Raw genomic sequence first — 21,704 nt, 5'->3', positions numbered from 1 at the left:
CTATCGGTAGTGGTTCGGACGAGCTTTTATATCCTTTAACGTGACCGGAACCGGTAGACGACTCGAAAGTGAGCGAACCGGACGAACCGATAGATCGGAGAAAACCAGCGAATCGGACGAAAATAGCAACCGAATGTGACCGATACCCGAGTAGGTGCTCCCTGTCCCATCGTACCATCCCGAACGCTGAAATCGAAGGTCGTTGACAGAGACTCCATGACCGTCAGTTCCGCTGTCGTGTTGGCCGCCGGGGAGGGGACGCGACTCCGACCGCTCACCCGCAATCGCCCGAAACCCATGCTCCCGGCGACGACGCGTCCGGTACTCGAATACGTCCTCGATGCACTCGTCGATGCAGGGGTCGACCGGCTCCATCTCGTCGTCGGCTACAGAGGCGACCGCGTACGCGACCACTTCGGGTCGAACTATCGCGGGGCGTCCGTCTCCTACGTCGAACAGGACAAACAGCTCGGAAGTGGCCACGCTCTGCTCACCGCTCGCGACGACGTAGACGGCGACTTCCTCGTGGTCAACGGCGACCAGATCATCGAATCCGCCATGGTCGCCGACGTGCGCGAGGCGTTCGAACGCAACTACGGAGAGCACGACCCTTCGGCAAACGGCGATTCCCCGGCAAACCACGACCACCCTGCTGCGACGTTAGCCGCCATCGAACGTGCCGACGTGGCGGAGTACGGGGCGGTCGTGATGGACGGCGACCGCGTCCAGACCATCGTGGAGAAGCCCACTACCGACGGGTATCGACTCCTCAACGCTGGCGTCTATGCCTTCGACCAGCGCATCTTCGACGCCATCGAAGCGACGCCGAGCACGGCAGGCGAGTTGGCCCTGACCGACACGCTCGCCCGACTCCTCGACACCGACGCCGTGGTTCGAGGGGTCGTCACCGACGGCCTCTGGGTGGACGCGACCTATCCGTGGGATCTGCTCGACGTAGCCCGCGAACTCCTCGTCCGTGGTCACGTTGCAGAACCCCAACGCGATGACCGACTCTGGGTCGCAAACACCGCCAACGTCCACGATTCGGCGGTGCTCCAGCCACCCGTGGTCGTCGGCTCGGATTGTACGGTTCACCCCGGCGCGGTCGTCGGCCCGTACGCCGTCCTCGGGCAGAACATGACCGTCGGCTCGAACGCGGTCGTCCAGCAGTCGGTGCTCGACAGAGATACCCACGTCGGTGCGAACGCCACGCTCGTCGATTGTGTCACCGGCCAGAGCGTCTCGCTTGGCCCCGGAACCACGATTCCGGGTGGGGCAGCGGACGTGCGCGTGAACGGAACCATCCACGAACATCAGCAACTCGGTGCCCTCCTCGCCGACCGCGTGGACGTCGCAGGCAACGTGAGTTTCGCCCCCGGAACGCTCGTCGGGTCGGAGACGCGCATCGGCGCCTGTGTGTCAGTCGATGGAACTGTCGAAGAGCGTTCGACAGTCGTTCGCTGACGACCCCTCCTGCCACAATTTTTATGCTTGGTTCCGGAGTACGATACGCTACAATCGTCTCGAAATCGGGCAGCAACGAGTGACTGCGTAGCGGTAGCGTTCCAAATGACACGAAGATACGACGAACGAACCGACAGGCAGTGTATAGGTTACGAGAGACACGAACGTGACAGTTCTGAAGGTAACGTCCGCCGGGTCGAACCGCCATTGCGACGACACGCGCTGGATGTCTCCGAAGCCGTGTCTACGGAATCGAAGGGGCTATATGCGTGCTAGAACAGTGTGACGATATGGCCTCCGAGCGGTCGTTTGTCTCTGTCATCATCCCGGTCTACAACGATCCTAGAGGCATCCGGATGACTCTCGATGCTGTCACGGACCAGACATATCCGCACGAAGCATACGAGGTGTTGGTCGTCGACAACGGTTCGACGGACAACACCCGAGACGTCATCCGGAAGTACTGCGAGCGGTTCCCCGACCTCGTGACCCTCCTGGTCGAAGACGAGGTACAGGGGCCTGCGGCCGCACGGAACGAAGCGATCAGCAGAGCGAAAGGTTCCCTGTTGGCGTTCATCGACGCCGACATGACCGTCGAGGACTCGTGGCTCGAAGATGCCGTCGCGTCGATGGAGTCCAACGAATGGGACTACATGGGCTGTGACGTCGAGATCTACATCGAAGACGACAAAGACACCCTCACCGCGAAGTACAACCAGATATTCGGGTTTCCCATCCGGAAGTATATCGAAGAACAGCAGTTCTCCGGAACCGGTTGTCTCGTCGTCCGGCGAGGGGTGTTCAACGAGGTCGGTGACTTCGACGAACGGCTCTTCTCGGGAGAAGACCAGGAGTTCGGCAATCGGGTGTACGACGCTGGCTTCAACCAACATTACCAACCCGCCATCACGATGTACCACCCCGCGCGGTCGTCGCTCACCTCGCTCCTGAAGAAACACTTCAGACTGGGTCGGGGTCGCGCTCAGATGCAACGCTATCATCCTGAACGCGTCGAGAAACCGAGCGTCCTGAACCCGCGTAACTACCTGCCACCTCATCCGACCCGATTCTACAAGCGCGTGACCGAGCGGGCGTCACTGGCGTGGCACGAGATCGTGATGCTGTATTTCATCGCGTACATGAAGCGCCTGACCGCGACGGCTGGATGGGCCTACGAGCATTTCGGCGAAGACGAAGGGTAGGCTTCTTTCGAAACGTGCAGAACGGTCCCGCGCCACCGATTCCAGCGATGGCGGTGAGCACGCTGCCGACTCCCATGAGAAACCGCCGTGAGTTGGACTGAAATCGTGGCGGCCTGGAAGACAAACGACTTACGCTCCCACCCCGACCCGCCACGTATGCGACAGTTCATCGTCCTCGGTCACGACGCTCCGACGACGCCCGACTTCTCCCTGGACGACCTCGCGGGCGGGGCGGGCCGACTCGACACCCTCTGCCGATGTGTCAACAGCGCCTTCTTCCTCTCGCACGACTTCCGCAGCGACGTTCGGCTCTTTCTCGTCTTGCAGGACGAACTGACGATCCGATTCGAAGGGAGCGAACTCCGCCGTCTTAACCCCGACGAGCGAAGCACGGCAGCACTGATTCGCAAGGCTCTCGAAGCCAAGTCGGAAGCGATCGGTTACATGGAAGCCGAGAGCACGCCCGGCGTGTTCGTCTCCAAGCGCGACTTCGAAACGGTTCTGACCGAGGCGAGCAGGGACGCGACCGTCATCGAACTCCACGAAGACGGCACTCCGGTGGTCGATGTGGAGCCGCCCGAAAATCCACTCTTCGTTCTCTCCGACCACGGCGATTTCACCGACAGCGAGGCCGACTTGCTGGCCGACGTGTCGGCCGAGCGAGTGCGGTTGGGGCCGAGCCTTCTCCACGGAAATCACGCGATGACAGTGGTGCACAACTACTTCGATACGCGGGGGTACACCGACTACTGACACCACAATTCCGGAACCGTTAAAGGCAGGTGTCGCCATTGTTCGATTTGCGGGCCGGTGGGGTAGCCTGGTATCCTTCGGCCTTCGGGTGGCCGTAACCGCAGTTCGAATCTGCGCCGGCCCATCTCTACCTCACGTCACTCACCGACGAGCGAAGCGAGGCGTTTCTCCCGCAAACTGTTCAGGCGTGTGAATAACAGGTTTGGCGGTTCTCCAATCGCACTATCCAGAACCCACTCGGTCACCATCAGGAAACTCTCTAACCAGTGTTGACCCCGTTATAGTTCAGTTATTTAGGCACTGTCTAGATATGGAAAACCAAGTGACAGTGGTACGATTGAAAAGATTTTCGCACTGATCGTAAGTAATTGATTTTTGATAATAAGATCGGCTGCATCGTGAGACGACGGGAATCGACTGCTTCACCGAAACTCTAGTCGTGATGAGATGAAGTAATTCGTTAGCTCCACACGGTAGAGACGTTGAAACGCCACTCTACCCCAGAATCACTTAACTAGACAATGCCGTTATTTATAACTTATTGCTGTTGCGGCCAATGCTAGCATATGGCAATAAATCGACACCGGTTCCTCGGCGCAAGCGCAGTTGCGATCACCTCTCTCGCTGGCTGCAACCAACTTCAGGAGAGGGTATCACCGGGGTCTTCGACCGAGACTTCGACACCGCAGGTCGGGTAGGACGTGACTGTCAGACAGGGTGCAGATAAGACGGTGTACTGGGTGCTCTCCGGCGAACGCCGACTTAGTCCGTCGGTGTTCGGGACGCCCAAGAACCCGCGACGCGGTGCTGATTATCTCCAGTCGACCATCGAACGGGCGCAGGACGCTCCGCCACCGACCGTCCCGAAACTGTTGAAAGACCTGCCCTTCCTCGTCAGCGCACCCGAGAAGATGCGTGCCTCGGTCGACGACCCCATCGCCAACCAGAAGCTGACGGTACCGACGCTCTACAGCGACGATGCAAAGATCACCAGCGGCGAGTTCGAGGTCACGTACAAGGATCGACAGCCCTGGGACACTCCCGGAAAACCGGATGAAACGTCCGGCGACGCCGAGTTGATGGCAACCTTCACCGACCCGGCGGACAACGACTACGAGATCGAGTACGATCACGTCGTCAAACCACCGATTCCGGGATACGAGACCGGCGGCGGTGTCATCACCGACGCTTGGCACCACGGGTCGGGGATGCCCGGATCGCCGCTGATGCCCCGAGTGTACACCTACGGCGCGTTCTGGGCGCTCGGTAACGTGAAGGTCAACGGTGAGGTTGCGGATACGAACAAGGTGGTTCACTTCATGACCACCCAGACCGTCCGTGACAAGGATTATCGACTCGCAATCGACGAAGAGCTACCGCTCAAGCCGGAGAACACCATCGCTGGAAAGGTTCACCACACCCACGGGGTGGTGTTGCCGATCAAGGGGGCACCCGAGGGCCGAAGTTCGATCCGGTGAAGACGGCGTTCGAGCTACCGAACGGTGAGAAGCAACCGTTCATCCACGCGATGTTCGAGCGGGAAGAGATCGTCGACGGATCGTTCAAGAACTGGCCGTCGTAGCTCGTGGCCGATGCAGGTCGGATCTCGACCTGGTCTTCACAGGGCACGCATGACGATGTCGTACGGGTCTGAAGAGGACAACACGGCCGACCAGAAACGACCGCGAAGGAGACCATATCCATGAAATTCGCGCCAACTGACGAGCATCGACGACCGAACAGACGCCAGTTACTGACTGGGGGTGCACTTTCGACCGTAGGCTGGCTCACTGGCTGCCTCGACGGCGGGTCGACCGGGTCGGAGCCGACGACAGATTCGTCGAAATCGGTGACGGTCGAGGGCTCCGAGTGGAAACTCGAACCCGCCGAGATACAGGCGAAGAAAGGCGAGGAACTCACGATAACCTTCGAGAACGTCGGGACGGTCGCACACAATCTCACGGTCGGCACCTTCGACGTCAAGACGGAGACGATCCAGCCCGACCAGACCGACGGCGTCTCGTTCACGCCCGACCAGACCGGAGAGTTCCCTTACTGGTGTGACGTCGCCGGTCATCGAGAGGCTGGAATGAAGGGGACACTCGTCGTCGAGTGACCGGGCGTTTCGCCGGACTCGAATCTCCTCTCCCTATCCTCTCTTCCGACGCTATCGGCCAGCGACGGCGAGCGATCGACGAACATCAAGTCACCATCGTTATCCCACCACGCCCCTACCGACCACCCAATGACCGACGGAATCGAACTCGACATTTCTGAAACCACCGACGCCGCCACGGAGCGCGACGAGGTCGTCGCGGCGGTCACACGACATGCCGGGCAGATCGCCCGCGAACTCGCGCTCTTGCAGGGTGGCGATTACGGGCAGGTGACCTTCGACACGCCAGCCGGGGAGTGGACGTTGAAGTACGAGGCTGGTGACCTCCAGTACCTCCGATTCAAGGGGAAATCGGGTGGCGAGACGTACGTCGTTTCGTCCAAACAGCCGCCAGACCCGGACGCACTCGCCGATGCGATGCAGGACTACGATGCGTTCGTCGAGGCGTACAACCAACACGTCGCGTCCAAAGAAGGGGTGTTAGACGACGTCTCCACGGAGTTTCCCGCAGTCGCCTCGACCGATACCGTCGTCGCCGAGCGTGACCGGGTGGTCGGGCGCATCCGCGAGGTCGCCGACACTATCGCCGGAGAGCTACACCGCTATGACGGCGTCGATTACGGGTCGTTTACGACACGAGTGGGCGGCAAGCGATGGGAGTTGAAGTGGGAAGAGGGACGGGCGTCCTATCTCCGCGTCGGCGGACAGGGTGGGACGTATCTCGTCTCGCAGTACGAACCGCCGTCGGCACCCGACATCCGTGAACTCGCGCCGGAGTTCGAGGGGTTCGTGGAGGCGTTCAACGAGCACGTAGACGATCTGGAAGCCAATCTCTCGAAGATTTCACTCTGAGAGGGCCCTCGGATCTCTCTTCTGCCCGTTCAGGTAGACGGTCGCGTCACCGTCTATCCGAAACTGCGAAAGTTCTCCGGAGAACCGGTAGGCGTCACCGCCCCCCGCGATGGCACCACGGACACGCTTGCCGGAGATACTATCCTCGTCGTCGATGGTGACGTGTCGACTGGCGATGGGGGCACCCCCGTTCTCGCCGCTCTTGCGTACCTTCCTGCTCACGGCGAACTGGTAGTGAACGACGTTCTGAGGGCTCCCGCCGAAGATGACGATGTGGTTCGATAATCCCTGTTCTTCACACCACGGCCCGGCGTAGGGATTGTCCGCCGTGAACTTCGCGGGCTGCCCCGGCGTCTGGAGTTCTCGGCTATCGACGCTCACCGTGTCGATGGAGAAGGGGAACGAGTCGTGGGCTGCGACCGGATTGAGGGTGGTCGTTCCGCTGACGGGGCCATCGAACAGGATATTGGTTCCGAGTCCGGACTCGTCCCAGAAACTCGTGTGCATACGGACGCTCTGGAAATCGCCAGTCACCCGCGCAGTGCTGCAGTCCACGAACTCGATGGGCGTGTCTGCCGCCGGGTTGTCACCGAGTTCGTTCGACTGGACTCGCTGGCCGTTTCGGTACAGCGCGGCCGTACCGGTCCGACCGTTGGGGGAGATTCGAAATCGGACGATCCGCCCGGTGAATCGATAGGCATCGCCACCCCCGGCGATCGCTCCGCTTGCGTGAGTACCATCACCCGAAATGCCGTCTTCTCCGTCCTGCGTGACGTGCCGGTCTGCGATGGGTGCGCCGCCGCTCCGCCCACTCTTTCGCAGGCGTCCACTCACCGTGAGTTCGTACTCGATGACGGTGTCCGGACTGCCGCCGAAGATGACGAAGTGATTCATCTCTCGTTTCCCTTCGGTGTCAATTCTCCTCTCGGTACGAGTTCTCCCTACGGTGACCAGACCTGCCGTCGCTCCGAGCAGGCTTCGTCGACTGACGCGATCCGGTTGCATAGCTGGATTGCGGGAAATTCAACGGTCGTTACGATAAATCACGAGAACCGTTTTTCACCGAGGCTACAGGAAATGGCGGCTTTCTCGACGCTGTCGTCGGTGTAGACATCGCTTATCCCGTCGACGGAAGACCGATGCGTCTTTTTTCGTTCCCGAAAAGAATCGGGTATGAGCGACGAAGACGACCCGCTCGCGTGGGAGACCCTCGATTCGGGCGTGGCGTACACCTGCCCTGGCTTCGACGTGCGGAACGAGGACGTTCGTCTCCCCGATGGAACTGAAACCGATTTCGATTACCTCTCGGAACCCGAGAGCGTGGTCGTCCTCCCCTTCACCGAGGATGGCGACGTGGTCATCATCGAGGAGTGGCGACAGGCGGTATCGCGCGTCTCGCGGGGGCTTCCCGTTGGCGGCGTCGAACCCGAGGACGACGATCTCGTGGCGACGGCACACCGCGAACTCACCGAGGAGACGGGGTACGAGGCGGATACAGTGCGGCATCTCACCAGCGTCGAACCAGCGAACGGGATCGCTGACTCCGTCCTCCACTTCTTCGTGGCTCACGACTGCACGCCGACGGGTGAACAGGAACTCGACCACAACGAGAGTATCCGCCCGGAGACGACAGCGTTGGACACCCTCCGCGAAGAGATCGCGGCAGATGGCGTGTTCGACGGGCGAACCGCGCTCGGCGTGCTCTACTACGAGGCGTTCGGGTCGGACGAGTAGCGCAATTCTTACACCATCACCGTGGTTATGCCGGACTAATGGAACGAGACATCTTCGAGATTCGCTCACAGGACGGTGGGGGTCGCATCGGGGAACTCACCGTCCCGCGGGCTGGCGTGACGGTCGAGACGCCAGCACTCTTGCCGGTCGTCAACCCGCACGTGGTGACGGTCGAACCCTCTCGGCTCGAATCCGAATTCGGTGCTGAGATCCTCATCACGAACTCCTACATCCTCTACAAGAGCGAAGACTTCCGCGAGGAAGTGCTCGACGTCGGCTTGCACGACCTCCTCGATTTCGACGGCGCAATCATGACCGACTCCGGGTCGTTCCAACTCGCCGAATACGGCGAGATCAGCGTGACGACCGAGGAGATACTGCAGTTCCAGCACGATATCGGCTCGGACATCGGAACACCGGTGGACATCCCGACGCCACCGGACACCGACCGCGAGCAGGCCGAGGTGGAACTCGAAACGACCCAGGAACGCCTCGAACTCGCAGAAACCGTCGACGTCGGCGATATGCTCGTCAACGCGCCGGTACAGGGTTCGACGTATACCGACCTCCGCGAGCAGGCCGGTCGGCACGCCTACGACACGACGCTCGACGTGTTCCCGGTCGGAGCGGTCGTCCCGCTGATGAACGAGTACCGGTACGGCGAGATGGTGGACATCGTCGCCGCTGCGAAACGCGGACTCGGTGCAGACGCGCCGGTCCACCTGTTCGGCGCGGGCCACCCGATGATGTTCGCGCTGGCGGTCGCCATGGGCTGTGACCTGTTCGACTCGGCGGCCTACGCGCTCTACGCCCGCGACGACCGCTATCTGACGGTGCGCGGGACACAGCAGTTGGACGACCTCGACTACTTCCCCTGTTCGTGCCCCATCTGCGCGAACTACACGCCGGACGAACTGCGAGGGTTCGACGACAGGGAGCGCGAGGAACTGCTGGCCGAGCACAACCTCCACGTCACGTTCGAGGAGATTCGAACCGTCAAGCAGGCGATTCGCTCGGGCGACCTCTTCGAACTGGTGGAGAACCGCGCTCGCGCCCACCCCGCCATGCTCGACGGCTATCGCGCACTCGGGTCGCACGCCGACCAGCTCGAACGCGCCGACCCCGCCTCGAAGGGAGCTTTCTTCTACCTCTCCAGCGAGAGCGCCGACAGACCCGAAGTGCTGCGCCACCACGAGCGACTGTCGCGGTTGAATCCCGAAGGTCGCGTGCTCCTGACGGAAGGCAACCCGAGCACGAACTACGACGAGTCGTGGAACGTCGTCCCGCCGTTCGGCCCGTTCCCCCGCGCCCTCTCGGAGACCTACCCCTTGACGGCCGAGATTCCCGAGCGCATGGACGGCGCCGGGTACGAGTCGGCGGCCCGAGGGGTTGCGCGACTGGTCGAACTGAACCCGGAGACGGAGTTCACGCTGGCGCACCACGACTGGCCTGAGTCGGCGCTGGCGCTGGTTCCCGAATCGATCCACGTCGTGGACTTGAGCGATCAAGGGTAATCCGTAATCGACGTCGTTCGAGTACTGTTCGGTTTTCCGCGGGAAATCTGAGAGAGGTTGGTGAAGATGGAGTGTCTGCTCGTGCTAGAGCCTATCGATAGTCATCGTCACGTCGATTTTGCCGCCGAATTCGATAGCTCATCGGTGGCGTGACGAAGCCCAACCCGAGCACAACCAACGCAGTTACGCAAGATAGTTCAGGCCGCTCCCCCGAAAGTCGGGTATGACCGACTATTTCGAGGTTCACGACAGGGATGGGGCGGCCCGCATCGGGGAACTCCGCCTCGCGGAGTCCGTGCCCACGCCCGGACTGGTCGACGACGTGCTGGACGACGCGGGGAGCCTCTGGTTCAAGGAGCACGAACTGCCGGAGGGTGACGAGTCGAAGCTGACCGTCCTGCCCCACCGCGCGTTTCCGAGTGGCACCGACGAGGAAGTGATGGAGTCGTTCGGGGTGGACTACCCGGCCGTGGAGTTTCCGAGTGCCGCGGTGATCGCGCCGGAGACGGCAGAGGATTTCGGCACCGACGCCTACGTTCTCTCGGGGGCGCGCGGATTCGTCGGCCACGGCGCGGGTTTCAGGGAAGCAATCATCGACACACGAGAGGCGATTCCGTCGGACAGCGCGCTCCTGCTCTCGGGGGTCGCCACGCCGCGGAACGTCGCCACGCTGGTCTACGCCGGGGTCGATCTCGTGGACGCGGACCGGGCCGTGGTGAAGGGAACGCAGGGCAAGTACCTGACGACGGAGGGTGAGTACCATCTGGACGAGTTGCGCGAGCTCCCCTGTTCCTGTCCGGCCTGCCAGCGCACCGTGGCGGAGTTCACCCGCGAGCACTGCGTCGAGCACAACGTCGCCGCGCTCCGGGCCGAACTGGGTGTGGTTCGCCAGCGGATCCGGAACGGGCGACTCCGGGATTACGTCGAAGGGCAGGCTCGTCACGACCAGTGGCTCACCGCCGCGTTCCGGGAGTTCGATCAAGAGTGGAACTACCTCGAACGGCGGACGCCAGTCATCCGGAACGCCGAACTCAGCGCGGCGACGGAAGACTCGTTGCGCCGAGTCGAGATCCAGCGGTTCGCCGACCGCGTGACGACGCGCTATCGGAACCGATTCCAGAATCCCCTCGTGCTCGTGCCGTGCTCGGCGAAGAAACCCTACAGCGAGTCTCAGAGCCACGGCCAGTACCACGACGCCATCCAGTTCAAGGCCCACAAGGTGTCGATGACGAGTCCCATCGGCGTCGTGCCGCAGGAACTCGAACTCACCTACCCGGCCCAGCACTACGACTCGGTGGTGACCGGGCGCTGGAGCGAGGACGAAACGCAGTTCGTCGCCGAGGTACTGCGCCGCTATCTGGAGCGAAACGAGTACCCGAAGATCATCGCCCACGTCCCCGACGAGGGCTACCGCGACGTGTGCGAACGAGTCGAAGACGCGCTCGGCCTGGAGTTCACGTACACCGTCGAGGGCCACCCGACGAGCACCGAATCGCTCGGCAACCTCGCCAGCGAACTCTCGGGTGAGTTGAAATACGGAAAGCGCGAACGCCAGCACAACACCGTTCGAGCCATCGCGGATTACCAGTTCGGCGAGAGTGCGGGCGAGGACCTCTTCTCGGACATCACCATCCAGAGTCGCCACCCCAAACTCCGCGTTCACGATGCCGAGGGCGAACAACTCGCGGCGATGGTGCCCCAGTACGGTGTCCTCTCGTTCACGCTCGCGGGAGCGAAAGCGTGGGTCGAAAGCGACGTGCCCGAAAAGCGGGTCGAGATCGACGCCTTCGCACCGCACGGAAGCGTCCTCGCGCCGGGCGTCGTGGACGCGGACGCCGACATCCGCGTCGGCGACGAAGTGGTCGTCGAAGGGCCGAAAGCGTTCGCCATCGGCCGCGCGGAGATGGCAGGAGCCGAGATGGCCGAATCGACGCGCGGCATCGCGGTAGAGGTTCGCCACGTCGAAGAGAAGTAAGGAATCGATAGACGACGAAATCTACCAACGGTCGGAAAGAAGCGAAAAACGATAACCGTCTCCGCGTCGGTACCCCCGTATATGGGAGCGCCGACCGAAATCGAATTCGAGGACACCGTTCACCGACGTATCTACCAGCAGGTCGAACAACGAGGTGCCGCCACCATCGAGGAGGTTCGTGACGCGGTTCGCATTGAGGCACCCACGGGGTCGAAGCCAGCACGTTCGGGGACGACGGAACCGAAGGCTCGCATCCCGCCGGGCGAGTTCCACGACCATGTCACGGTGCTGGTCGACGACGGGCACCTCGTACAACGCGGGCGAACCCTTCACCTCGCACTGGACGAAGGCGTCGAATCGTACGAGGAACGCGACCTCTCCTATCGAATCCGGCCCGCTCGCCAGTCCGATTGGACGGACATCGAGACCGTGATTCGAGAGGTGGCGGACGAAGGTGCGTCGATCTCCGCGGAGCGAGTCGCGGCCGACATCGACGACGAGGGTGCGCTGTTGCGCCACAACGACCGCCGGTCGCGGATGTTCTACGTGGCGACCCTGGACGACGTCGAAGACGACGGAAACGGCGAAGATGATGGAAAGGACGAGGTCGTCGGATGGGTTCACCTGGACGCGCCGGAACTCGACAAACTGCGGCACATCGCCGAACTGACGGTCGGTGTACGAGAACCCTACCGCGAGCACGGGATCGGTGGCCGACTGCTGGAGCGTGCGATGGACTGGGCGGACGACGCAGGCTACCAGAAGGTCTACCAGAGCGTTCCGGCGACCAACGAGACGGCCATCGAACTGCTGGAGGAACACGGCTGGGAGACCGAAGCGGTTCGGGAAGACCACTACCTCGTCGACGACGAGTTCGTCGACGAAGTGATGATGGCCCGCCGTCTCTGACGGAGCGCGGTGGAACGTCGGCTCTGTCGTCTTTCTCGACTGTACTGATATCTACTGAAATGTACTGAAATGTACTGGCATACTCGTGTTTGCCTGCCATACTGTGTGACTACGATTGGCGACCGATCCCACATTGTCACATCCTCTACAGGTAAAACTGACGCTAGTAGAGATGTAGCTATTGCAGACGTTAGCACCTGGTCACGTCCTCGTTCAGTCGGTCACTCGTGGCTGCGCCACTCGTTCCCGCCTTCATTCGCCCGTTGCCGCGGAAAATCGAAGGTTTCCTCGGCCACGGAAGCGTTTCGCTCTTCCGTAGGCGTTGCTCGAGCGTCGGTCTGCGTCACCACTTCGTCACCGGCAACCACCTACTTCCGAAGAAAGCTAGCTGTAGCGCCAGAATACAGCTCTCCACCGACACCCACAGTCCCGAACTCGAATCCTGCTAGAAACGTCCTGTTGGCGGTGTGTTACTCCCGATTTCGTCGCCCGTGTGCGACGAGGAGCGACCACACTGCGCCCACGAGAAGCCCCCAGACGAACACTACCAACAGCGGCCAGAGGATGATCGGCCCGGCGACCGTCATCGCTGCACCTCGGTCGGTGAATCGGTTGCTATCCACTGTTCTACGCACTCCGGGTTCCGGATCTCGACCCAGCCGTTCGAACAGAAGATCGTTTCGTAGTCACCCTCCGTGTTGGCCATCGTGTGTGACGCCTGTTGACGTCTGTCACCCTGGTTAGGTCGTCGCGTGGCGACTACTTTGTTATCCGCGTCGTAGCGGGAGTAGGACGACCCTACCCCCAGCATCAACGCCGACTACCGTCGAAGAACGGAGTATCGAATCGGGGCCGACCCCCGGTCAGAATAGAGGATCGAAGCCGATCATCGGACAGAATAGCGAATCGAATCGAGGCTGACCACCGAAAGCCAAGAATCGATACCGACTACCGCGTCAGTGGGAGATTGAAGCTCTTTTCGCGCTCCATCACCGCTTCCCACGTCCGCTCACACTCGCAGGACACCTCATCGAAGACCGATGGGTCTTGGCGCAGGTCGAAATCCTTGATCGCCTTCTGCGCGAGGTCGTCGCACTCGCCGCAGTTGTGCGGCCCGCGGTCGCTCCCGTGTCCGACGGGGTCGGAGACGACGATAGCGGGTGCATCGGCGGTGTCCTGCAGCACCTCACAGACGCTCCAGAGCCACGGCGGGCGGTAGCCGTTCCGGAAGTACAACTCGTCCACCATCGTGTACCGCTGGACGTTGGTGGGATTCATCGAGACGGTGTGGGCGTACTCGGCACATTTCCGGATGGACTCTTTCATGTCCTGAACCGCCTCTGACTCCGAGAGGAAGGGCGGTTTCATCAGCAGATAGGCTTTGATACCCGCGCCGACCGATTCGGCGTGCTCGCTTGCCTCGATGAACTGGTCGAAGTCGAAGTACTTGTTCACGCAGTCCTTGCGCACGCGGTCGTTCGCCGTCTCCAGCCCGATGGCCACGTCGGTCTCCAGTCCGACGCTCGTGAAGTCTTCCAACTTTTCTCGCTCCACGAAGTCCGGCAGGCTCTCGACGACGATCCGGTCGCGGTCTGCGAACGTCTCCGCGATGGCCTGTCGGGTCTCCGCGCCGACCTCGCGCTCGTCCAGGAACGACCCGGAGGTGTATATCTTGATGAGACCGCTCTTCTCGTCGGCCTGCTCGCGTTCGTGCTCGAGACAGACCTCAATTTGATCCATCAGGGCTTCGTGGGGCACGCTTCCACCCTCCACTGACTCGGCGACGTAGCCACACATCGTACAGCCGCCAGCACGCGCCCAGCGACAGCCCCCGGTGTTGAGGATGATGGTGAGACTCTGGTAGACACCGTCCGGCGTGTTGTCTTCGTCCAGCCACACTCGCGTCGGCTCGTGTGGGTCGTACTGTTTCTCCTTTCGAGCGCGAATATCGCGCATCACGGCGTTGTGGGCGTCCATACCCTTGCCCTGTTCGTACCCCTCGGGACTCGGCTTGCTCATTATCGAGGGAAAGCGGCTACGCGCGTAAATCGGCTTCGTCTCGCCGAGCGCGACCGCCCGCCCGAGAGAGCGCCCACCAGACCGCGACCGCTACCGTCGCCCCCAGCGCGTCGGCGACGACATCTCCGACCGAAGCGTGGCGAAGGGGTATCGGCCACTGCACGAGTTCCATCGCTACCCCGTAACCGGTCGCGCCCGCGATTGCGAGCACGCCTGCTCTGCGCTCGCCGGTCACGCGAACGCAAGTGCGAGCACGAGTGCCCTGTGCCTGCCCGCCACGCGACTGCGAGTGTGCGTGCCTGCCCGCCAGCGCGAACGCGAGCACGGCACCAAGGCCACCGTAGCCGACCGCGTGATACCATTTGTCCGCCCCGACGAGTCCGAGCGGTCCCATCGGTGTCACACCAGGGTCGGGCGTCGTGAACACCGAGAAGTAACAGATGGCACCTGCGACGACGAGGACGGCGACCCAACGAGTGCGTGGCGGAATCCGATACACGTCCCGTTCGATCGGTGAGTATCATAAAAAAGTCGTCGTCCGCGAGTGAACGGTCGTTCGGCTACCCAGTCTAGACGTTCTCCGTTATCGAACAACTAATCGTTTCATGGACGTGCAGCCGGATGTCAACACCAGATCACTCTTCGATTCGAGTACGCACGAGCAGGTGTATTCGCCGGGACGAACCGGTTACTACCCGGTTCCAGTCGCGGCGGTTAGTGATCTCTACATCGCATTATTCGAAAGTGCGGGTTCGATATGTAACATCTTCTGGCTGACTGGTGAAACGGAGTGAAAATACACGAAATCGGTTTAACGTCCTGATAGCAAACATCGTTGTCTCACGACATTTTCCCGTAGTATGCCCGAGAATACTCGACGGACGTTTCTGAAGACTGTCGGCGTCGTAGCCGGTACCGCGAGCGTCGGCACGGCAGCGACCAAGTCTGGTGTTCGAACCACGGACGAGAGGAGCGAGACCCCCCCGGACCGACATCCAACCCGCGAGTGTCGAGGGGAGTACACCCACGGATCTGGCACCGGGAACGAACTGGCGATATAGCACAGAGGAACCGATATACGACGCTGCGGCCGTCTCGACGACGTCCGTCTTCGTCGGGACGAGTGATGGGTACGTGTACGCCATCGACCGGATCAGCGGAGAGAAACGCTGGCGCGCTCGCCCCGACGACTTTCGAGTCTTCAGCCCCGTCTACGCCGACGGTATCGTCTACGCCAGAGGAAACCGGAGTTTCACCGCACTGAACGCCAAGTCTGGCGCCGTCGAGTGGAGTACCGCTATCGAAAGTGGCGTCTCCGCCGATCCGGTCGTTCACGAGGGAACCGTCTACGTTCCATCCCCTCGGTTCGACCCGAGTCCGAAACTGTACGCCTTCGACGCGAAGACCGGCGAGACGAGATGGACGTTCGACGGTGCTGGCTGCGAATACGCACGGATGACGCCCGGCGTGGCAGTCGTGAACGGATCGGTGTTCCCCCTGGACGAGCGAACGCTCTGGAAACTCGACCCAGACGACGGGTGCGTTCGCGCGGCGTACGCAGACGACAAGTACGACAACTTCTACGAGTTCGCTGCCGGTGGCGACACCGTCTACGGAGGTAGGGACGGCGAGACGCTCGCATTCGATTCGTCGGACGGGTCGGAACACTGGACGAACGCCTTCGGAAACGACACTCCGGTCCGTCTCGCCACAGGTGACGAGACGCTCTACGTCACCAACTCCGAGGGGGGACTCGGTCGGCTCATCGCCCTGGACGCGACCAGTGGAGCCGAACGCTGGCGGTTCGAGGAACCGCGAGGCGACAATTATCTGAGTCGGGCGATCGTCAGCGGCGACGCCGTCTTCGTCGGTGCGAATCGTCGGACGTACGAACTCGATGGTGCCGACGGAACCGAACGAACACGGTGGGAATCGTCGGAGTCGATCATGACCACCCCTGCTGTCACCGACGACGCAGTCTACTCCACCGCCAAAGACGATCAGACCGGCTACGTCTACTCGTTCGCCCGCGACGAGTGATACTCTCGCCGCCATCAGTCCATGTAACCATTTTCGGTTACGCAAACGTGGGAACGCCTAACACGATAGCAGTCCAATATAAACACTGGATATTACCATGACCGAGTTAGGCGGTTTTCAAGATCACGTGGCCCGCATCGATCTCTCCGATGGGGCGGTAAACTACGAGGGTATCGACGACGACGACGCGAAGAAGTACATCGGCGCACGTGGGCTGGGTGTAAAGTACGTGTTCGACCAGGGGCCGGACGTCGACCCACTCGGGCCGGACAACCTGCTGGCGTTCATGAACGGCCCACTCACGGGAACACAGACCGTGATGAGTGGCCGAATCGCGGTCTGTACCAAGTCGCCGCTGACGAACACGGTGACCGACTCGCACCACGGTGGCTGGAGCGGTGCACGCCTGAAGTGGGCCGGGTTCGACGGTCTCCTCTTCGAAGGTGAATCCGACGACCCCGTCTACGCGGTCGTCGAGGATGGCGAAGTCGAACTCCGCGATGCATCACATCTATGGGGGAAGGGCGTCCACGAGACGCGCGACACCCTGGAGGAAGAAGTCGAGGGTTCGTACGGTAAGAACCTCTCGATGATGGCTATCGGGCCAGCAGGTGAGAATAAGGTGCGATTCGCCTGCATCATCAACGAGGACGACCGAGCTAGCGGTCGCGGTGGCACGGGTGCCGTGATGGGGGCGAAGGGTCTCAAGGCCATCGTCGTCAAATCCACGACGAAGATGCCACAGCCTGCCGACTCGGAGACGTTCCAGAAGGGTCACCAGCAGGCCATGCAGGCCATCCAGGAATCCGACGTGACCGCCCCCAACGAGGGAGGTCTGTCGATGTTCGGGACGAACGTCCTGATGAACGTCACCGAGGAGATGGACGGTCTGCCGACCCGGAACGCGAAGTACACCAGCACACACAGCGAAGCCGAGTCCGACACCAGCGAACCGAACATCGACGCCGAACGCGTCTCGGGCGAGAACGTCCGCGAGAACATCCTCGTGGACGAGCCGACCTGTCACTCCTGTCCGGTCGCCTGTAAGAAGGAGGTCGAGGTGCAGGTCCACCACAAAGGCGAGGACATGAACGTCCGGATGGAATCCTACGAGTACGAGTCGGCGTGGGCACTCGGACCGAACTCCATGAACGACGACCGCGACAAGGTCGCCCTGATGATCGACCGCTGTAACGACATGGCGCTCGACACCATCGAGATGGGCAACACGATGGCGATGGCGATGGAAGCCACCGAGGAAGGTCGTCTCGACGAAGGTCTCGAATGGGGCGACGTGGATACGATGGTCGATATGATCGACCGCGTATCCCACCGCGAAGACGAACTCGCAGAGCTGCTCGCCAAGGGTGCGGCGGGTGCCGCGACCGAACTCGGCGACCCCGAGATGGCGTTGGACGTGAAAGGCCAGACGATGGCCGCCTACGACCCACGAAGCATGAAGGGGATGGCGATCGGCTACGCGACCAGCAACCGTGGTGCCTGCCACCTGCGCGGCTACACGCCTGCCGCCGAGATCCTCGGCATCCCGGAGAAGGCCGACCCGACCGAGTGGGAAGGCAAGGGCGAACTGTGCGCGACCTTCCAGGACATGCACGCCATCAGCGACTCGTTCGACATCTGCAAGTTCAACGCCTTCGCGGAAGGTATCGAAGAGTACGTCTTGCAGTACAACGGCATGACCGGCCTCGACGTGACCGAGGACGACCTGATGGAGGCTGGCGAGCGCATCTACAACCTCGAACGCTACTACAACAACCTCGTCGGCTTCGACGGCGACGACGACGACCTGCCAGCACGGTTCGTGGACGGTCACCCGGACGCCATCCCCGGCAAGGGTGGCTCCGAGGGTGAACTCGCCGAACTCGACAAGCTGAAAGAAGAGTACTACGACGTGCGTGGGTGGGAAGACGGAGTCGTTCCGGATGAGAAACTCGACGACCTCGGTATCGATGTCGGGCCGGGAACCGGCGTCAGCCGTGGCGGTGCGGCAGCCTCCGGCGACGACTGAGACGGTCGATCTCGACGATCTTCTTCGGATGCTTCGACTGCGCAAGTCTTCTGCTTCGAACCCCGTACGAACACGATTGTCGCGCGAGTTCAAAACTGCACAATACCCTCTCCCACAGAATAATTTTAGCATTATTTAGTTTGGAAACTTATCGGTGAATGTCCTGCGATAATTTGCTGACGAGTGCAATACTCTCGGTGCATGGCAACACCTGCCGCATCGAAAGTTTCTAAGTGTAGTCGACGAACGGGACTGTGGAATGACCGACCCGTCTGGCGACTCCTCGAAATTCGAAACGATGGCGGTGACCCACGCGGAACAACCATCGCACGACGAACGAGCAGGTGACGTGACGATGCCGATCCATCTCTCCTCGACCTACGAGGTCGGTGGTATCGACCCCGATATCGCTCTCGAAGATCTCGACCCCGACGAGAACCAGTATCTCTACTCACGTCTCTCCAACCCGACCCGGCACGCACTGGAGAAGCGACTGGCGGCGCTCGAAGGTGGCGACCACGGGATGGCCTTCGCGTCCGGCACCTCGGCCATCGTCGCCATGATCACGGCGTCCGTCTCGCCCGGCGACCACGTCGTGGCGTTCGACGACCTCTACGGCGGGACGAAGACGATGCTCAAAGAACTCTTCCGCGACCGACTCGACGTGGCCGTCGATTTCGTGGACGCCCGCGACACCGACGCCGTCTCGGACGCGGTGCGCGACGACACCGCTCTCATCTGGATGGAGACGCCGACGAACCCGCTCCTCCGGCTCTGTGACATCGAAGCCATCGCCTCCATCGCGGAGTCGGTCGGCGCGACGCTCGGCGTGGACAACACCTTCTTGTCTCCCTACTTCCAGCGCCCGCTTGAACTCGGTGCGGACGTGGTCGTCCACAGTACGACGAAGTACCTGAACGGCCACAGCGACTCCATCGGTGGCGTCACGGTCACGAGCGACGACGAACTGGCCGAGGAGATCGGCTTCCTCCAGCAGGTCGGCATGGGCAACATGCTCGCGCCGTTCGACGCCTTCCTCACCCTTCGTGGGCTGAAGACGCTGCCACTGCGGATGCGCCAGCACGAGACGAACGCCGCCGAGATCGCGGCGTATCTGGACGAACACGAGGCGGTTTCGACGGTCTACTATCCCGGCCTCGAATCCCACCCGCAGTACGAACTCGCGCAGCGACAGATGGACGGCGGCGGCGGCGTCCTCTCGTTCGAGATCGACGGCGACCTCGATGCAGTCGAGCGATTCGTCGCCGAACTGGACGAGTTCGCGCTGGCGGTCAGTCTCGGTGGCGTCGAATCACTCATCGAACACCCCGCGAGCATGACCCACTCGCCGCTGACGCCCGACGAGCGCGCGGAGATCGGCATCTCCGATGCGCTCCTCCGGGTTTCGGTCGGTGTGGAACATCCGCGTGACCTCATCGCCGACCTCGACTCGGCGTTCGAGTCGCTGGACTGAGCCGCTCGATCCGCTTTTCTATCGATGGATGTGCGGCGAAGAGCGTGACGTATCGACCGACGCCTGTTACGACGAACCGGAGAGTGACGAGTCGTTCCAGCGCCCGCACCAGTTCGTCGCCCGCGGCGTGGTCGGCGACCCACTCGTCGGCGTCGTACTCCGTCCAGCGGATCGCTCGGAAGAGGAGGAGTGAGCACGGGAGCGCGAAGAGTGTCCCGCCCGCGAGCGCGTGTGGCACGCCGAACTCGATGGCGGCGATCCACGGAAGGAGGAGACAGATCGGGAGCACGACGCGGAGCAGGACGTGTTTGCGACGATGATGGGCGAGTTCATGTGCGACGACCGCTTCCAGTTCGTCCCGTTCCAGCACGTCGAACAGCGACTCGGCGAGGAAGATACGGCGTGCACCGGGGAGTATTCCGGCGGCGAACGCCACGCCGATTCGCGTCTCGTCCGGAACCACCCTGACGGACACGTCCGGCGGAATCGGTTCGAGCAGTTCCCGTTCGCGTTGTGACGGACTTCGGGAACGAAGGACGTAGCCGAGGAGGAACGGCAGCACGGCACTTCCGGCGAGTACGACGACGAGCGTGGCGAGCACTCGGCCCCACCCGGCAGGGGCGGCCCAGACGAGCATCGTCCCGCCAGCGACCACGAGCGGAACGACTGGTAGGTGGGCGAGGAACCATCTGATCGCTCCTCCGTGTGTCACGTCCCACGGTCGCACCTGCCGCCAGTACGGCACCGTGGCCAGTCGAACCGCGAGTCCCACCACGAGCACGGGGCCGACGCCGACGAGACTCGCCACGACCACCGTCTGGTACCCCGTTCCGGCGATTCCCGGTACGACAGCCGTGAGAGTACCTGCGACCCCTTCCGTGACACCCATCTCGTGCGAGACCAGAACGGCGGCGAGTCCCCCGAACAGATACCCGAGATGACGGAGCGTTCGGAGTTGCGTAGCGGTTCGCTCTGGTGGTTCGTCGCGCCGGGAAAGACGCGCCGCCACCGTCCGGACGATGGCGTAGCTGGCCAACGCGAGTCCGGCGTGGGCGGTAACCGCGAGCGGGATGGCGGACACGACGGTGCGTCTCACTCACGCCGATTCAATCTACCGGGCGAACGCTGTCTGTCACTCTGGTAGTACATTTCAGTACAAAGCAGTACAATCGAAGAACCTACTGTCTCGTTATGACGAGTGAGGTCCCGCAGTTATGATGCCACTGAATATCGCTCATCTCGAGTCCAGCATCATTCAGGTCGAGCGATGAGCACGGCCGTCCGAATCTCCAGTGCCGTCTCGAACTCCTCTTCTCGACCCTCCCGTCGTCCGATCCGCTGGAGTTGTTCGACGTGCGCCCGCCGGACGCCATCCCATTCGCGTCGTCCGAGTCCGAGTCGATCACCGACCGCCTCCCAGTGGCCCTCGTCCACGAGGAAGACGCTTCGCTCGGGCGTCTCGTGGACGCATTCATACTGTTGTCGGTAGTCGTCCAGTCGCGGCCCGAGGTCTGCTTGCGTCGCTTCGAGGAGTTCAGAGAGCCGTTCGAGCGGAATGCTGGCTTTCGCGCCCGCCAAGAGCACTATCTGGCCGTCGATGGGGTGGGTTCGTTCGTCGGTCAT

The 21,704-nt window shown here is 61.9% G+C and carries 19 protein-coding genes, 1 tRNA gene and 1 pseudogene; 15 read left to right on the top strand and 6 right to left on the bottom strand.

Annotated features, from left to right (window positions below):
• The first annotated feature begins 216 nt into the window (after window positions 1–216).
• The 7 genes from ACR3FE_RS04885 to ACR3FE_RS04855 all read left to right on the top strand — a co-directional run bounded on the left by ACR3FE_RS04885 (window position 217) and on the right by ACR3FE_RS04855 (window position 6,387).
• On the top strand, window positions 217–1,464 hold the full coding sequence (locus ACR3FE_RS04885) for a sugar phosphate nucleotidyltransferase (protein WP_458205911.1): 1,248 nt from the start codon (window positions 217–219) through the stop codon (window positions 1,462–1,464).
• Between the two features lie 290 nt (window positions 1,465–1,754).
• Window positions 1,755–2,666, top strand: coding sequence for a glycosyltransferase family 2 protein (locus tag ACR3FE_RS04880; protein ID WP_458205909.1), 912 nt, complete (start codon window positions 1,755–1,757; stop codon window positions 2,664–2,666).
• 156 nt (window positions 2,667–2,822) lie between these two features.
• Window positions 2,823–3,419: a tRNA (pseudouridine(54)-N(1))-methyltransferase TrmY gene (gene trmY / locus ACR3FE_RS04875; RefSeq protein ID WP_458205907.1), complete on the top strand. Its 597-nt coding sequence runs from the start codon at window positions 2,823–2,825 to the stop codon at window positions 3,417–3,419.
• A 51-nt stretch (window positions 3,420–3,470) separates the two neighbouring features.
• Window positions 3,471–3,543: transfer RNA gene (locus ACR3FE_RS04870), tRNA-Pro, on the top strand.
• Between the two features lie 577 nt (window positions 3,544–4,120).
• On the top strand, window positions 4,121–4,897 hold the full coding sequence (locus ACR3FE_RS04865) for a hypothetical protein (protein ID WP_458205906.1): 777 nt from the start codon (window positions 4,121–4,123) through the stop codon (window positions 4,895–4,897).
• 224 nt (window positions 4,898–5,121) lie between these two features.
• Window positions 5,122–5,535 (top strand): cupredoxin domain-containing protein, encoded by a 414-nt coding sequence (locus tag ACR3FE_RS04860; RefSeq protein WP_458205905.1) that lies wholly within the window; start codon window positions 5,122–5,124, stop codon window positions 5,533–5,535.
• 129 nt (window positions 5,536–5,664) lie between these two features.
• Window positions 5,665–6,387, top strand: coding sequence for a profilin-fold protein (locus ACR3FE_RS04855; protein ID WP_458205903.1), 723 nt, complete (start codon window positions 5,665–5,667; stop codon window positions 6,385–6,387).
• On the opposite strand, the gene ACR3FE_RS04850 is transcribed toward ACR3FE_RS04855, so the two are convergent.
• Entirely contained in the window at window positions 6,379–7,281 is a 903-nt protein-coding gene (locus ACR3FE_RS04850) for a hypothetical protein (RefSeq protein ID WP_458205902.1), read from the bottom strand. The genes ACR3FE_RS04855 and ACR3FE_RS04850 overlap by 9 nt on opposite strands.
• A 279-nt stretch (window positions 7,282–7,560) precedes the next feature.
• On the opposite strand from ACR3FE_RS04850, the gene ACR3FE_RS04845 reads away from it, so the two are divergent.
• The 4 genes from ACR3FE_RS04845 to ACR3FE_RS04830 all read left to right on the top strand — a co-directional run bounded on the left by ACR3FE_RS04845 (window position 7,561) and on the right by ACR3FE_RS04830 (window position 12,519).
• The gene (locus ACR3FE_RS04845) at window positions 7,561–8,121 is read left to right on the top strand and encodes an NUDIX hydrolase (protein WP_458205901.1); all 561 of its coding nucleotides are present in this window, start codon (window positions 7,561–7,563) and stop codon (window positions 8,119–8,121) included.
• A 38-nt stretch (window positions 8,122–8,159) separates the two neighbouring features.
• Window positions 8,160–9,635 carry a tRNA guanosine(15) transglycosylase TgtA gene (tgtA, locus tag ACR3FE_RS04840; RefSeq protein WP_458205899.1) on the top strand — a complete coding sequence of 492 codons (1,476 nt, stop codon included), beginning with the start codon at window positions 8,160–8,162 and terminating at the stop codon, window positions 9,633–9,635.
• A 223-nt stretch (window positions 9,636–9,858) separates the two neighbouring features.
• The gene (arcS, locus tag ACR3FE_RS04835; RefSeq protein WP_458205897.1) at window positions 9,859–11,610 is read left to right on the top strand and encodes an archaeosine synthase subunit alpha; all 1,752 of its coding nucleotides are present in this window, start codon (window positions 9,859–9,861) and stop codon (window positions 11,608–11,610) included.
• Between the two features lie 81 nt (window positions 11,611–11,691).
• On the top strand, window positions 11,692–12,519 hold the full coding sequence (locus tag ACR3FE_RS04830; protein WP_458205896.1) for a GNAT family N-acetyltransferase: 828 nt from the start codon (window positions 11,692–11,694) through the stop codon (window positions 12,517–12,519).
• A 470-nt stretch (window positions 12,520–12,989) separates the two neighbouring features.
• Here ACR3FE_RS04830 and ACR3FE_RS04825 read toward each other — a convergent pair whose 3' ends face one another.
• The 3 genes from ACR3FE_RS04825 to ACR3FE_RS04815 all read right to left on the bottom strand — a co-directional run bounded on the left by ACR3FE_RS04825 (window position 12,990) and on the right by ACR3FE_RS04815 (window position 15,037).
• Window positions 12,990–13,142: a hypothetical protein gene (locus tag ACR3FE_RS04825; protein ID WP_458205894.1), complete on the bottom strand. Its 153-nt coding sequence runs from the start codon at window positions 13,140–13,142 to the stop codon at window positions 12,990–12,992.
• 325 nt (window positions 13,143–13,467) lie between these two features.
• Window positions 13,468–14,538, bottom strand: a complete 1,071-nt coding sequence (locus ACR3FE_RS04820; RefSeq protein WP_458205892.1) for an archaeosine biosynthesis radical SAM protein RaSEA — start codon at window positions 14,536–14,538, stop codon at window positions 13,468–13,470.
• 16 nt (window positions 14,539–14,554) lie between these two features.
• The gene (locus ACR3FE_RS04815; RefSeq protein WP_458205890.1) at window positions 14,555–15,037 is read right to left on the bottom strand and encodes a VanZ family protein; all 483 of its coding nucleotides are present in this window, start codon (window positions 15,035–15,037) and stop codon (window positions 14,555–14,557) included.
• 361 nt (window positions 15,038–15,398) lie between these two features.
• Between ACR3FE_RS04815 and ACR3FE_RS04810 the strand changes: the two are divergent.
• The 4 genes and pseudogenes from ACR3FE_RS04810 to ACR3FE_RS04795 all read left to right on the top strand — a co-directional run.
• Window positions 15,399–15,467, top strand: a pseudogene (locus ACR3FE_RS04810) (twin-arginine translocation signal domain-containing protein); the annotation flags it as partial.
• A 19-nt stretch (window positions 15,468–15,486) separates the two neighbouring features.
• On the top strand, window positions 15,487–16,578 hold the full coding sequence (locus tag ACR3FE_RS04805; protein WP_458205888.1) for an outer membrane protein assembly factor BamB family protein: 1,092 nt from the start codon (window positions 15,487–15,489) through the stop codon (window positions 16,576–16,578).
• Between the two features lie 97 nt (window positions 16,579–16,675).
• Window positions 16,676–18,607, top strand: a complete 1,932-nt coding sequence (locus ACR3FE_RS04800; protein WP_458205887.1) for an aldehyde ferredoxin oxidoreductase family protein — start codon at window positions 16,676–16,678, stop codon at window positions 18,605–18,607.
• A 259-nt stretch (window positions 18,608–18,866) separates the two neighbouring features.
• Window positions 18,867–20,081, top strand: coding sequence for a trans-sulfuration enzyme family protein (locus tag ACR3FE_RS04795; protein ID WP_458205885.1), 1,215 nt, complete (start codon window positions 18,867–18,869; stop codon window positions 20,079–20,081).
• Here ACR3FE_RS04795 and ACR3FE_RS04790 read toward each other — a convergent pair.
• Together ACR3FE_RS04790 and ACR3FE_RS04785 are read right to left on the bottom strand one after the other, a co-directional pair.
• Entirely contained in the window at window positions 20,041–21,177 is a 1,137-nt protein-coding gene (locus ACR3FE_RS04790) for a M48 family metallopeptidase (RefSeq protein WP_458205883.1), read from the bottom strand. The two genes, ACR3FE_RS04795 and ACR3FE_RS04790, sit on opposite strands and share 41 nt — an antisense overlap.
• 155 nt (window positions 21,178–21,332) lie before the next feature.
• Window positions 21,333–21,704, bottom strand: a complete 372-nt coding sequence (locus tag ACR3FE_RS04785; RefSeq protein ID WP_458205881.1) for a DUF8048 family protein — start codon at window positions 21,702–21,704, stop codon at window positions 21,333–21,335.

It is taken from the genome of Haladaptatus rarus, from assembly GCF_054177585.1.
The sequence above is the reverse complement of the archived record's forward strand: the minus strand, read 5'-3'. Positions and strand labels throughout refer to the sequence as shown.